12 protein-coding genes are annotated in these 14,371 nt (G+C 39.2%); 3 read left to right on the top strand and 9 right to left on the bottom strand.

The window, feature by feature from the left end; translation table 11 throughout:
- Positions 1-5 precede the first annotated feature (5 nt).
- A complete protein-coding gene (locus tag BK580_RS03750) occupies positions 6-1,061 on the bottom strand; it encodes a FecCD family ABC transporter permease (protein ID WP_078379066.1) in 1,056 nt (351 codons plus the stop codon).
- Positions 1,058-2,062 (bottom strand): FecCD family ABC transporter permease, encoded by a 1,005-nt coding sequence (locus BK580_RS03745; RefSeq protein ID WP_078379065.1) that lies wholly within the window; start codon positions 2,060-2,062, stop codon positions 1,058-1,060. Before BK580_RS03745 ends, BK580_RS03750 begins: the two co-directional genes overlap by 4 nt.
- A 183-nt stretch (positions 2,063-2,245) precedes the next feature.
- On the opposite strand from BK580_RS03745, the gene BK580_RS03740 reads away from it, so the two are divergent.
- On the top strand, positions 2,246-3,229 hold the full coding sequence (locus tag BK580_RS03740) for an ABC transporter substrate-binding protein (protein ID WP_078379064.1): 984 nt from the start codon (positions 2,246-2,248) through the stop codon (positions 3,227-3,229).
- A gap of 94 nt (positions 3,230-3,323) precedes the next feature.
- On the opposite strand, the gene BK580_RS03735 is transcribed toward BK580_RS03740, so the two are convergent.
- The gene (locus BK580_RS03735) at positions 3,324-4,079 is read right to left on the bottom strand and encodes a (S)-benzoin forming benzil reductase (protein WP_078379063.1); all 756 of its coding nucleotides are present in this window, start codon (positions 4,077-4,079) and stop codon (positions 3,324-3,326) included.
- A 12-nt stretch (positions 4,080-4,091) separates the two neighbouring features.
- Positions 4,092-4,559: a site-2 protease family protein gene (locus BK580_RS03730; protein WP_169864790.1), complete on the bottom strand. Its 468-nt coding sequence runs from the start codon at positions 4,557-4,559 to the stop codon at positions 4,092-4,094.
- Positions 4,560-4,779: 220 nt separating this feature from the next.
- On the opposite strand from BK580_RS03730, the gene BK580_RS03725 reads away from it, so the two are divergent.
- On the top strand, positions 4,780-5,151 hold the full coding sequence (locus BK580_RS03725; protein WP_169864787.1) for a PilZ domain-containing protein: 372 nt from the start codon (positions 4,780-4,782) through the stop codon (positions 5,149-5,151).
- Between the two features lie 353 nt (positions 5,152-5,504).
- Here BK580_RS03725 and BK580_RS03715 read toward each other — a convergent pair whose 3' ends face one another.
- The 5 genes from BK580_RS03715 to BK580_RS03695 all read right to left on the bottom strand — a co-directional run bounded on the left by BK580_RS03715 (position 5,505) and on the right by BK580_RS03695 (position 11,289).
- Positions 5,505-6,383, bottom strand: coding sequence for a sugar phosphate isomerase/epimerase family protein (locus tag BK580_RS03715; protein WP_078379059.1), 879 nt, complete (start codon positions 6,381-6,383; stop codon positions 5,505-5,507).
- An 87-nt stretch (positions 6,384-6,470) separates the two neighbouring features.
- On the bottom strand, positions 6,471-7,628 hold the full coding sequence (locus BK580_RS03710) for an ROK family transcriptional regulator (RefSeq protein WP_078379058.1): 1,158 nt from the start codon (positions 7,626-7,628) through the stop codon (positions 6,471-6,473).
- A 169-nt stretch (positions 7,629-7,797) separates the two neighbouring features.
- Positions 7,798-8,784 (bottom strand): glycoside hydrolase family protein, encoded by a 987-nt coding sequence (locus tag BK580_RS03705; RefSeq protein ID WP_078379057.1) that lies wholly within the window; start codon positions 8,782-8,784, stop codon positions 7,798-7,800.
- 27 nt (positions 8,785-8,811) lie between these two features.
- Positions 8,812-9,882 (bottom strand): Gfo/Idh/MocA family protein, encoded by a 1,071-nt coding sequence (locus BK580_RS03700; protein WP_078379056.1) that lies wholly within the window; start codon positions 9,880-9,882, stop codon positions 8,812-8,814.
- Between the two features lie 138 nt (positions 9,883-10,020).
- Positions 10,021-11,289, bottom strand: a complete 1,269-nt coding sequence (locus BK580_RS03695; protein ID WP_078379055.1) for an anaerobic sulfatase maturase — start codon at positions 11,287-11,289, stop codon at positions 10,021-10,023.
- Between the two features lie 544 nt (positions 11,290-11,833).
- On the opposite strand from BK580_RS03695, the gene BK580_RS03690 reads away from it, so the two are divergent.
- Positions 11,834-14,245 (top strand): beta-galactosidase, encoded by a 2,412-nt coding sequence (locus tag BK580_RS03690; protein ID WP_078379054.1) that lies wholly within the window; start codon positions 11,834-11,836, stop codon positions 14,243-14,245.
- Positions 14,246-14,371 lie beyond the last annotated feature (126 nt).

The following is a 14,371-nucleotide window of genomic DNA, read 5'->3' as shown; positions in this document are numbered from 1 at the left end:
TTTCGTCAAGTGTTTCTCGTTTTATAAAGCAGATATATAAAGTATGGTGCGCCAATTGAAGCTGTAAATACGCCTGCTGGTATTTCTAATGGAGAGAATAATGTTCGACCAATTAAGTCCGCAAGCATAACGAGAAATGCTCCAATAAATGCTGAGGTTGGTATCAGCACTCCGAATGAGGAGCCTACAAGCCGTCTCGCAATATGGGGAGCCATTAATCCAACAAACCCAATTCCTCCAGCAAAAGCAACCGCTCCACCAGTTAAGGCAGTACTTAAGAATAACAGACCAACTCGATGCTTATGAACAGCTCCCCCTACACCTGTAGCTATTTCGTCCCCAAGCTCTTGAATGTTAAGATGACGCACTACCATGAAGCTGACAATTAGTAGGATCAAGGTCCAAGGTAATAATATTTTCACATGACTCCAGTTGGAGCCGTATACTGTTCCAGTAATCCAAATATTTGCTTGGCTTGCTCGGTAAATTGGACCAAGCACCATGAATAAAGTGGTTAAAGCTTGCATCAAAGTTGATATCCCAATCCCAATTAAAACAAGGCGCACAGGAGACAAGCCGTTTTTCCAAGATAAAGTATAAACAATAATTGCGATGGCTGTTGCACCAATAAATGCGCTCAATGGTAGCCACTGAATACTAACTGTTAAAGAATTATTGCTATCGCTAAAAAGCGCTAAAAATAAAACAACCGCAGTAGAAGCCCCACCCGTTAATCCTATAATATCAGGAGATGCCAGTGGGTTACGAATTATGCCTTGCAATATCGCACCAGCAACTGCAAGTGACATCCCAACTAATAGTGCAATAATTATTCGCGGTAGACGGAAGGATTGAACCACTAATGTTTCCATTTGATCGCCATTTCCCATGAATACCTTAACGACATTCCATGGAGAGATTTTCATATCCCCCATACCAGTGCTTAAAATGAATAAAGTAACAACTGATAATGCTAACCCGATGATAGTAAGTATTGATTTTTTTTCTACAAAAAAGGAAATAGTTTCTTTCCCTAGTCGGAGCGTTCTATATTTTCTCATTTCCCATGGAACCCCCTACGTGCAATATAAATGAAGAATGGAGTCCCAATGATTGCCGTCATTACACCAACAGGTACTTCCTGTGGCATGATTACATAACGCGCTCCAATATCTGCAACCAGTAAGAGCATTGCGCCTAAAATACTACAGTATGGTGCCAACCAGCGATGATCGGTTCCTACAAAGAATCTAGCTAAATGGGGAATGACAATCCCTATGAATACAATTGGACCTGCAATCGCAACTGCTCCACCTGCTAATAGGATGATAATGATAGCGGCAGTCAGTTTTAATAGCCCTGTTTTTACACCTAAACTAGTCGCAACATCGTCTCCCATTGCGAGCAGGTTCATTTTTCTTCCTATAAATAAGGATCCTATTCCAGCAACTGCAATATAAGGAAGTACCGCATATACGATATCAAGCTTACGACCTTGTACGGATCCTGCTAGCCAAAATAACACTTGATCCAATGCAGTTTCGTTTACTACTAAAAACCCTTGTGTAAGCGAGGAAAACATTGCTGCAAAAGCAGCCCCTGCAAGGGTAAGTTTCATTGGAGTCAAACCCTCTCGACCAATAGAACCAATAAAATATACGGCGAAAGCTGCAACCGCTGCTCCTAAAAATGCTAACCATGTATATGTTTGTAAGGAAGTAACGGAAAAAAAGGAAACAGCTATTACGACGAAAAAGCTTGCTCCTGCGTTGATTCCGAATATCCCAGGTGAAGCGAGTGGATTCTTTGTTAATGCTTGCATCCACAATCCTGACACTGCCAAGCTTGCTCCCACAATCGCAGCAACTACTGCACGTGGTAAACGAACAGATTGCACGATGATATGTTCGTTCGATCCATCGAAGTTTCGAAATGCATCGATTGCTAATGAGAGGCTAGTATCGGTATAACCATATATAATGCTTGCAACGAAGCAAAGAAATAATAGAAAGAATCCTATTAATAAACCTACTGCTTTTTGGCTTGTTGTACGTAGTAACATATCTGTGTACCTTCTATCTATATATCCTTTTTTTTTACCCAATTTAAGTTTAGGAGAATAGACGCATTGTGTCAATGACTTTGAAAATCATTCTCAGAAAAATATTGACAATAATAATCAAGAACAGTACTATCAAATGTGTAAATGAAAATCATTATCAAGATTTGACGGGGGCTACATATTATGTTGAAAAATAAAAAGCTATTTACATTATTTCTATTAAGCATCATCACATCCTTAGTTTTAGCAGCATGTTCTAGCAATAATGGGAACAATAATGCAAGCAAGGATGAAGATGGCGCTGGAGATGCTCCAACGGAAGAAACTTCTTATACGGTAGAACACGCAATGGGTACAGCTACAATTGAAGGTACTCCTAAGAAAGTAGTTATTTTAACAAATGAAGGAACTGAAGCACTTCTTGCAATGGGAATTACTCCTGTTGGAGCGGTTCAATCTTGGTTAGGTGATCCATGGTACGAGCATATCGCTGATCAGATGGAAGGCGTAGAAGTTGTTGGTACAGAAAGTGCCGTTAACTTAGAAGTAATCGCTGCTCTACAACCAGATCTAATTATCGGAAATAAGATCCGTCAAGAAGATGTGTACGAGCAATTAAACGCAATCGCACCTACGGTTTTTGCTGAAGCGTTAAGAGGAAACTGGAAAGAAAACTTTGAATTATATGCAAAAGCTTTAAATAAAGTAGAAGAAGGCGAGAAAGTAATCGCTGAATATGATGCACGTATTAAAGGTATTAGCGAAGAGCTAGGAGATAAGTTGGAACAAGAGGTTTCTATGGTACGCTTCACTGCTGGTGATGTTCGTATTTACCATAAAGATTCCTTCTCAGGTGTTATTCTTGAACAACTAGGATTTGCTAGACCTGAATCACAAGACGTAGATGATTTTGCTGAAATGAATACAACTAAAGAAAGAATCCCTGCAATGGATGGAGATATCTTATTCCATTTCTCTTATGAAACTGGTGATGGGGAAGCAAGCAAAGTGAAGGAAGAATGGCTAAAAGATCCTTTATTCCAAAACTTAGAAGTGGTTAAAGCTGGAAATGTTCACGAAGTAAGTGACCCTATATGGAACACTGCAGGTGGCGTACTTGCAGCAAACATGATGCTAGACGATATCGAGAAATTCTTTTTAGATTGATTAAATAGTTCTTACTCCAAAAGAGATAGCTGCGGCTATCTCTTTTTTCTATTATTTTATGAAATAGATTCAAAAATGTCTGCCTATTCTTTCTTTAAATAAACTCTTTAATATCATACACTCTACCATTTTCAATTTGATCAGATAGTATTAAACCTAGCATTTTATCTGCGACAAAAGAAGGCGAACGCAGCTCTCCTTTTTCATGATAGTTTTTGAATACATCTACACTTGTAAAGTCCTCTTTATTCGTTTGTCGAATGATTCCTTGCATGTCCGTATCCATTATTCCCGGTGAAAAAGCAAGAAGTGTCGTAGGATATGTTGCAAATTGCTGCTCAAGTCCCACGGATTTTGTAAACATATCAAGCCCTGCCTTTGTTGTTCCATAGGTATTCCATCCAAAAACAGGCCGATTCGCTGCTCCAGAGCTAATATTCACCATTACCTTTTTACATGGCCAGGATTCTGTGATCCGCAGGAATTCATTCGTTACGAGCATCGGTGTTAATAGGTTTAAATGAATACTCTTGGTAACAAGAGATTCTTCTGCTTTACCAGCAGGTTTTATTGGATCTACCATTCCTGCATTATTAATAAAATAGATTTCTTCTACATCTTCCATTTCAATAGAATGTAAAACATCTCGAACCATTTCCGTTACTCTGTCATACTTACTCAAGTCCTCATGAATAAATCGTAATTCTACTCCACTTTCATGAGCTTCTTGCACAAGCTGCTCATTTTCAGTTCTAGCGATACAAATCAAATGATGATTTTCCTGTAATAAATGCTGAACAGTTGCTTCTCCAAGTCCCTTCGAAGCACCTGTTATAATAAAATATTTCATTCATGTATCCTCCTAAACTAATTTAGATTTGGCTAGATTATATAAGGAAGTTATTACTTGCCAACCATCTGATTTCTTTTCACCAATTTTAAAAGGGATTAAATTAACGAATCCTATCCAACAGCTAAAGAAGAAGAACATATTCACCATTATAAGCGGTTGATTAGCTAAAAATGGAAGCATCAATATAATAGACACAATGTTGAAAAGTGGGCCACCTAAAGAAATGAAAGCTACTTTTCCAGCCGATAATTCCTCGTCCTTCTCGTTAGTAGTAGTAGAATAACCGCCTAGAAACACTATGTAATTCACGTTAAGATTGATTCCAAAAAGGGTGAAACGAAATAATTCAGGACCCATTCCTAGCACAATTTTCGGTTGTGTAACGTTATATATTTTTGCAACAAGAACATGTCCCAATTCGTGAATAAGATGAACCACGGGCACAACCACAAATAAAAACAAAAAAATATCCCACATAAATGCTACCTCTTTTTCACTCTCCATAATCACTACTACCATTATACATGAGTAAACCATCGCAAATAAGAGATTCGCACAAAACAATCACCTTAATTTTCCATGCGATAAATAATTTACAATGGGGCCAGGCACCAGCAGGGATTTTGATTTACATGTAGAAGGGTTTTTGTTATTTTGTATTAAGATGTGTATGTTGATTTTTTATGGAGGCTTCGATATGAAGTATAAGCGTAATGAGCCCTTTCGGTATGAGTTTGGGGTTCCAGTTGATATGAATTTTTTTATTAGCCGAATAGATGGCAAGAGTGCTTCTTCTTCTGAAGGGGAAGGGAAGATGTTGGATATTAGTCCAAGCGGCTTGAGAATGCAAAGTTCTTTAAATATCCCATCTAACAAAGATATTGAGTTGACCTTACAGATTACAATTGGAAATCAAGAGCTTTCATTAATCGGAAAAATTGTTTGGCAGAAAAAAGTGTATCCTTCTTATCAATATGGCGTGGAGTTGATCTCAGAAGCTTTTGAAGAACAAATTATTTCCGCCTTGAAGGAATTTCAAAAACAACATAGAGACTCTCCATCTAAATAAAAGATAAAGGAACTCTTACTTTCACAATTCCTAGTTTTCGTAATTGCGAGTTTCTAACTTTTCTCACTGTGGTTTTGAATTTTCCGGCCATCCTTCTGACTTTTTTCAGAAAGGGTCTGTTAAAGACAGCTGTTGATTTCCGCACAAGGCTTCGCTTTCCGCGGGGCGCTTGTGGAGCCTCCTCGTCGCTGGCGCTCCTGCGGGGTCTCCACAAAACGCTATCTCCCGCAGGAGTCTTCGCCTTGTGCTCCAATCAACAGCTATGTACCTAAAAATCAACACTGGACTTTAACAGAGCCTTCAGAAAAAAAAGGCAGAATCCACATTCTTGGAATTCTGACTTACTATTAATACTACCGTTCTATTAACCCAGGTACACTCTCTAGATATTGCTTGGCAATTAATAAGCCCTGCTTCGTTTTCACCAAGTCACCACCCCATACCGGATCTTCATGTTCAATGCTAATAACCCCGCTATAGCCGACTTCCCTTAATTCTGAAATGAATTTAGTCCAATTAAGCTCTCCAAGACCGGGCAGGCGATACCTCCACCAACTATAATCAGTAAGGAATCCGACTCTCTTCAATCGTTCTATATTTATCTCTGTATCCTTTGCATGCACATGAAAAATGCGATTTCCGAATTCTTTTATAGGTAGATATGGATCAATAAATTGCCACATCAGATGCGACGGATCATAGGCCAAACCGACCTTTTCCGAACCAAGCCGTTCAAATAAAACATGCCACAGTTCAGGTGAAATCGCAATATTTCCCATCAAGGGACAATTCTCAAATGCAATCTTCACATTTGCCTCCTCAGCTACGACAATTACCTCTTCAAAAAAGGAAACAACTCGATCTAGGCTATATTCAGGCTTGGAACGAATGGCGTCATAGCCATCGTATTTATCACCTGTCGCATTTGGCGATATTCCTGTTGAAGTGACAACAGTCGGTATCCCGAGCTCCCCCGCCTTTTGGATGCGAGTCATTAATTCTTTTCGATGTTCTTGAGCAATTCTTTCATCCTCACTCAAAAAATTGCGACAATAAGTTAAAGCTGCAATCTCTATTTGTCCTTCACGAATGACTCTTTCTAGATGATCAAAAGGAATATTTGGTCCAATTTCTAGGGAACCAAATCCTTGCTCCAATGACCACTCTACTATTTTATCGATATCTGTTACGCCATGGTGAACAAGCGAATTGGTTAAATAACCGAGTCTCATCTATTCATCACTCATTTTCGCATAGATTCTTGTTATACATCGTATTTGAATCACAAATGAATTTAGTAAAAGCAACCTTATTTTTCATTATTTAGTGGCAGTGAACACTCCATCTAATAACGCTACACTTGCTGCGCCAATGATTCCTTGCTGCTCCCCTAAGACAGTTGTTACTACTTCTACTTTTCTTTTTTTAGCCAAAAAGGAACGTGAATTAGCGACCTCTCTAATTTCATTCAAAAGCGGTAGGTCTTGATGCGCAAGCTCCCCACCAATCACAATTTTTTGGACATGAAACATATTAAGGAAGGAAGCAAGGACAATAGCAATTCTTTTTCCTGCTGTACGGAGGGTTTGAATGGCCTCTTTCTCACCATTTTGACAAGCTTCGATTACCTTCAACGTGGAATCTACCTTCAATTCATTCTTGATGGCTCCTTCAGACGCGTAGCGCTCTAAGCACCCCTTATTTCCACACCAGCAGTCCACACCTTCAGGTTGAAAAGTCATATGACCGAGCTCACCTGCACCTGTCATTTCACTGCGGTAAAGCTGGTCTTTCAAAAATAGTCCCGCACCTATTCCTTGACCAATATAGACACTTAAAAAGTCAGATTGATTTTTACATGAGCCGAACATCTTCTCTGCTAATGTCATACCACGTACATGATGATCTAAAAATACCGGAAGCTGAAAAGTGGTAGATAACTCTGCAACTAGGTCAACATTTTCCCAACCTAAATGCTCTGCTTCTAAAATTCTTCCATTCTCATAGTCCACAAGTCCAACTGATCCGACTCCTATGCAAGAAATAGGAATGGTTTTATTTTGTTGCAAAAAGCTTTGTAACTTCGTTTTTAATAGTTGAAGAAAATCATCTTGCTTTATCTTTGGTGGGATAGGAAAGCTTGTCGACTTTAACACTGTTCCTCTTAACGTCACAATTCCTATTTCCACTCGGTCGCTCCGAATATGGACTCCAGCAATCTTACTTGAATTTTCATTTAATCCAAGCACAACTGTTTTGCGGCCAGCCCTTTTTTGTTCACTCACACCGTTTCCTAGCTCTACGACAAAACCTTCTTCTATTAACTCGCTAATGATATTCGTAATGGTTGCTGGCGTTAGCTTAGTAAAAGAGGCTATTTCCTGTCTTGTTGGCGCCTCTAATCGTAACAAGGTTTGAAAAACTAACGTTCTATTTAGTTGCTTTGTTCTTAATGTATTTTGACCAATAAATGACATTCTTCTTATCTCCTTTTTAATTGTAGCCCAGGCGCCTTCACTCGTCAGACTAGTGTAAGCAAGATACGGCACCCATAAAAAAAATTGGATGTAATGGCTAGGTGAACACTCCCTTCACCTGAGCTACTTTGGAGTTAGAAAAAGCCTAACTTGCCAAGTATATTGCCTTTTATAATCCTACTTTACATAAACGAAGCTCGTGCGCTCCATCTTCTCTTGTATATTCATAATAATACCATATTTGCCCCTCGTGAATAATCGCATCAACATAACGTACTGCCTTCTTCAAAACAGTTTCCAAGACTGGGCCTTCTATATTGATTTTGGCAAAGGTCTTTAAGTCAAACGTTATAGCCAATGCTAACTTCTCTTCATAATTCTGCTCCACGCCTACACTTCCATCCCATAAAACCGTGTACGCTCCTTCAAAAGGTATAATGGAAGTTAGGCGAGATTGATACTGATCCCATCCAGACTCACTCACTGGTAATACTGTATCTGTCCATTCAAACTTGATACCATCTTTACTTATAGCTAGACCAGTTGGTGCAACAGCTAAACCTGTGTTATGAACATCACCAGTTTCATGCATTCCTTCTGCTTCTGCCTGCTTAATCCCTTTTGCATAAACAAAATACATATAATACAAGTCACCATGCTTCACCACGTAAGGATCCTTCACACCTTCTACTCCAGCCTGGTCAGATGCCTTTAATACCTTTTGGCGTTTAGTAACATCAAATGAAGTAGGGGAATTGGCTTCTATCACATCAATTCTCCAGCGATTATCTGCAGAATCTACATAACTAATATATAGGCGATACAGATTATCGTTTACTTTCACAAGCGCAGAACGCTCAATCGAACTAGAATTCAATTGCTTTTTATGCATGCTCCACACATCAATAAAGTTTTCGCCGTCCTTACTGCTCGCAATTCTAACCTCAAAACCACGTTCATTTTCACCATGGCCACGAGGATTTCTCAAACGATAGTATAAATAAAAGGTTTGATCCTTCTCATCGAATAAAACAGTGGGAGCACCTGCCCAATAGCCCGTTTCTTTTCCAAGTGGGGAAATGACGACCTTCCCTTCCTCTGGATGGAACAGTGGTGCCAGTTTTATATGGTTGTCAGTTACTAATGGTTTCTCCATTTTCATTCTCCTCGCAATTTGTTTTTTCTAGATCTCTGAAATACTCACCCTTTTACCTATTCCACTGGATAAGACTGCTGCTTCGATAACCTTTGCTGCTTTTGCTCCATATTCGAAAGATAGTTCGTAAGGTGCTCCTTGTACAATTGCTTCATAAAATTCGGTATATTGCTTGCCTCTTGCTAAGCCAGAAAATCGATGTCTTTCTTGAATTTTCAGTTGCGTACATTCAGAGGCCCAAGCTCCACCCTCTACTCTTTTTCTAAAAAAGATCTCGCCGTGAGAATTCATAGAAACGGCACCTTTTGTACCAACAATCTCAAGTCCATCTCCTTCTGATGGTAGTAAACGAGAATTATTCAACGTACAAAGCGCTCCGTTCTCTAGTCTCAAAATAATAACAGCGAGATCATCATTGGTTACTGCTCCAATGTCATGCTCTGTTTGGCGATACGGAATAAAAGTCCCTAATTCTGCTTGAACATTTTTGATTTCTCCACAAATTTCTTGCAGAAAATAGGAAATGAGGTCCACTTGATGAATGCCAAAATCTGCTACCGCTCCAGGTCCTGACGTTTCTTTTTTCATTCGCCATTCCAACCCTACATTTGGATTCCCGATTCTAGACCCGCCGAGCTTATGACGATATGAAAAGACTTCTCCAAGCTCATCTGCTTGAATTAATTCCTTGATTACTTGAGCATAGGGGTGATAGCGATACTGCATTCCCATATAATTCACGATTCCTGCTGCTTCTGCTTCATCGGCTAATAGTTTTGATTCGTAATAATTAATCGAAAGTGGTTTCTCACAGAGTACTGGCAATTTTCGCTTAAAAGCTTCTCTTGCAATCATTCCATGGGATAAATTGTCGGTACAAATCGATACGGCATCTACCTTATCAAAAAGGTCAGTTAAACTTAGACAGATAATATCCTTCGAGAGATTATTTTTTTCGACCCAACGTTCTGCATGCTCCTGAACAATATCATAAATAGCTGTTAACTCCCATTGTGGGACTGCTTGAATACCTTTAAGATGATCTGTCGCCACACCAATTGTTCGCCCAGTTCCTACGATTCCTATTCGTAAACTCATCTAATTTTCACCTCTAATCTCTCTTGATTATAATTGATTAATTCATTAAATTTATTTATAAAACAATAGTATCATTTTTTATTATCTATTTTCAACTTTTTTACACAAAAAAGCACCGGGAGAACATACCCGATGCTTTTATTTTGAATCTGTCACTGCTAGTAATGGTTCACAGCATTTCTTGAATTTCTTGGTACTGCCACATATACAGGTACCATTTCTGTTGGGCATCTTTAAGCCGGCACCTATATATTCTTGCAACCAGCGTGCTTTCACATTTTGCGCTACAATCTCCATTTTCTTATGTGCGTACTCATAAATTTGCATGTAACTATCACAGAAATAGTCCACATCCACTAGTGTTTCATCTTCCCCTTGACTCCATGTTCGATTACGTGGACAGCCTCCATGACATAAATCGATATAGCGGCAGCTTTGACATTTGTCCGGTAAATTTGGTTTGAGGCTAAGAAATTCAGTATAAACAGGACTATTTAAAATTTCCTCTAAACTGTTTGTTCCAACATTTCCTAACTTATAGCGATCATCGATAAAAAAATCGCAAGGATAGGCATCCCCGTTTTGCTCAAGGATTAATGTTTTCGGACAGGATTTGCAATGAATACATAACTCCGCTTCACGATGAACATAAACATTTAACATATTATCAAAAAAACGAACAGATGTGGTAGGGTTCCCATCGTTATACCATGCATCAAACGCCTGACAAAGGAATTCCCCATATTCTTCAGGACTAATTAAGTACACCCCTGATTTATCTGTTTCCTGCGCACGAAAATCCATACATGGAATAAACTGAACAAATTTAAAATTCTCTTGCTCATAAAACGCCATAAGCTCTTTTGCTTTGTTCACATTACTCTCGTGTATCACTGTAAGAATATTAAAATCCACTTCAGCTTTTCTTAGATGATTAATTCCTCGCATGACTCGATCAAAGCTCCCAGCACCTGAGCCTGTTACACGTCTGCCATCATTTATTTCTTTCGACCCATCGAGACTTACTCCTATAAGAAAATTATATTCTTTAAAAAATTGTGCCCACTCCTCATTCACAAGCGTTGCATTCGTTTGTAAAGAATTACTTATCATCGTATTTGGTGGTGCGTATTTAGCTTGGAGTTCCACGACTCTTTTGAAAAAGTCTAAACCAGCAAGTAAAGGTTCGCCGCCCTGCCATGCAAATTTAGCTACACCATTTGAAATGGCCATATATTCCTTAATAAATTTTTCGAGTACCTCATCCTCAATCCGCTCTATTTTTCCTGGCATTCCACCGCATCTACTGTAATAGCAATAATCACATGCTAGATTACAAGCTTCTGATACTGTTTTCCACATCACGCCAATATTTCCATAATCAGAAGTTAAACATACTCCAGCCATCACTTGACCTCCTTTTATTAATAATATTTTTCATTCTCTATATGATAAATTCCAATAAAAACGTTTCAACAATAATTCAATTATGATACTATTACTCTGTAATTATCTATCTGAATACTTTATTTATTAGGGAGTTAATTGTTATTTACTATATCATTAAATAACGAAACGTTTCAACGCCATTTTTGAAAGCGCTATTTTATAAGTGATGTTTTACTTTTAAAAGGGCTAAGGCCCTGTAGATTTCCGTGCCAGGCGTTCACTTTCCGCGGGCGGTCTTGGGAGCCTCCTCGGCGCACTATGCGCCTGTGGGGTCTCCCTTCGACTCGCATTCCCGCAGGAGTCTCACGCCTTGCACTACAATCTACAGGGGAGACGGGTTAAACATAACGTTTAACCAATTTAGGTCTCTTTTTCATCCCGCATACGGCAATTTTTTTCATGGGTGGCTTCTCTGAAAATAAGTAGGTACCTGTTAAACACCATGTTAATTTTGAGATTTTCTATAAATAAAGCAAAAAAATAGTAAGGGGATGGCGAAATTATGATTGAGATTAAAAATAAACAAATTGTGATTGATGGCAAACCTATGTTAATTATGTGTGGAGAAATCCATTATTACCGCTTAGAACGCAAAGATTGGCAAGATCGTATTGATAAACTAAAAGATGCTGGCTGTAATGCAGTTGCTACTTATGTTCCGTGGTTATGCCATGAGCCTATAGAGGGGCAAATTGATTTAGATGGACATACTCGTCCGGAGTTAGATCTAGGCGGTTTTATTGATTTGTGTGAGGAAAATGGTCTTTACTTCTTCGTACGACCTGGTCCATTCATAATGGCAGAGATGAAAAACGAAGGTATTCCCTATTGGGTGTACGAAAAGCATCCTGAAATTATTCCAGTTGGCTGGGATGGCAACGATGCGACAACACCAACGATCGATTACTTAGCACCAGGATTTTTAGCAGAAACGAAAAAATGGTATCAAGCAATTATGGGCGTTGTTGCACCACGCTTGCATACTAATAAAGGGAATATCATTGGCGTTCAGCTAGATAATGAGATTGGGATGCTTTCATGGGTAAGTAATTGCCCTGATTTAACTGAAAATGTTATCGAGGATTTTGCAGGCTGGCTTGTTGAAAAATATGATTCTAGTACATTGGCTACTCGCTATCCATTTGATTTAACTGACCCAGAGGTTCGTGTCGCTAGCTTCCGTTCTCCATCTGAGGAATATGCAGCAGAGTTATTACGAGATCTTGGCCATTACATGAGAAATCGCTTTGCTCGTTATGTTGCAGTGTTACGTGATTATGCAGAAGAATATGGAGTAAAGGACATCCCATTCATTGTTAATATCCACGGTACAGGTGGGGGACGCGGCTTAACTTACCCTATTGGAATTAGTCAACTTTATGAATCCTATACGCAAGATGAAGGATATCTTTCAGGTTCCGATATTTATTTTGGTGATTTAGATGTCGCTACCTTCCAAGACTTATATTTGATTAACGGATTTATGGATGCCGTGCATAATCCTGATCAACCTTTAACTTCCGTTGAATTTAACTGTGGAGATGGCAATTTTGGCGAAACATATGGTGGACGATATGATGTTTCAGCAGCGGATTTCAAAACCCGTATGTGTGTAGCACAAGGTAATCGCCTTATCAATTATTACTTGTTTACAGGCGGCTATAACTATCATATCGATGAAGCTCGCGGAGACGGAAATGGTCGAATTGCTTCGACTGGAGAACGCCATGGATTTGCTGCTCCAGTAAATCCTGAAGGGAAATTAAACTACACATTCCCTAGAATGGCTCGCTCCATTAAAACGATGATGGCTGTGTCGGACAAGCTTGCTTCAATGGATGAAGAACGCGATGCTGTATCATTTGCTTTCATTCCAGATTACTATATGACTGAATACCGCTACCCTTCTAGCACGAAAATGAAGGAGATTATCGATAATATTACGATGCATCGTGGCGCTGGTGCTTGGGAGATCATGGCAAGAGCCATTCTTCTAGCAAGCTATCGTTTTGGGTCTGTCGATATTCAAAATAAAGAACTGGATCCGAAAACGACTCCTTCTATTATCATACCTTCTGCTAGATACATGGACAGGGGCGTTCAGAAGAAATTAGTAACCTATTTGCAAAATGGTGGAGGCATCTTACTTTACGGAGAAGTTCCTACTTTTGATATGGAAGGCAAGCCATTCCAAGCACTTGCAGATGCACTAAATGTAACACCTGGTGAGGTTAAATTTAATAAACACGGTCACCACATGTCTTTAACTGCTGATGGTTGGGCAGCACCACGTCCAGAAATCCGCACTTACTTCACGCAAAGCTTTGAGATTGGGGAAAATGTAGATGCAATCATGCGTGTGACAGAAACGGAAGATGTATGTGGATTTGATGTGAAGGTTGGCAAAGGAAGAGCGATCGTCTTGGCAACTGCCTATCGCTGCGATCTTGAGTTGTTCCAAAAAGCACTCGAAAATCTAGGAGCTAAACCTGGCCTAACTCATGATTGTGAATACCATGGTATTTTCTCTACATCGGTTTCCGCTGGTGATGAGCGCTTTATTCATTTATTGAACTTAGATGGTTTTGATAAAGACATTCACCTCTCTCATAACGGAGCAGCTCTATTGGAAGGCCGTCGCCTTACATTACAAAGTAAGGATGGCGTGATGTTACCTGTTAATGTGACATACCATGAGGTTAAGATCGTTTATTCAACAGCTGAAATAATGCAAGTAGCAAAAGATGCGTTTGAGTTTAGATTAACGCAAAACGCGGATACTATTTCTCTGGAAACGGAGCGTAATGTACTAGAAAGTGACGATTACGTATTGGAAAAGCATGGGGTTAAAACCATTGTCACCTCTAAAAAGCATGCGAAGGTTGATGACAAGCTAGTTGTACGATTTGCTTAATAGTTGTAGTTTTGAGGCCAGCCGCTATAAAAAGCGGTTTGGTCCTTTTTTTGATAAAAATGGTCATCAACTATTGGGAAATGAAGATTTTTCAGTTGAAAAAGCCCTCCAAAAGTCCAACAAACT

Origin of the sequence: Sutcliffiella halmapala (genome assembly GCF_002019665.1) — a bacterium.
Lineage (GTDB): Bacteria > Bacillota > Bacilli > Bacillales > Bacillaceae_I > Sutcliffiella_A > Sutcliffiella_A halmapala.
Note: the sequence above shows the minus strand (reverse complement) of the source record. Positions and strands in the feature narration are given on the sequence as shown.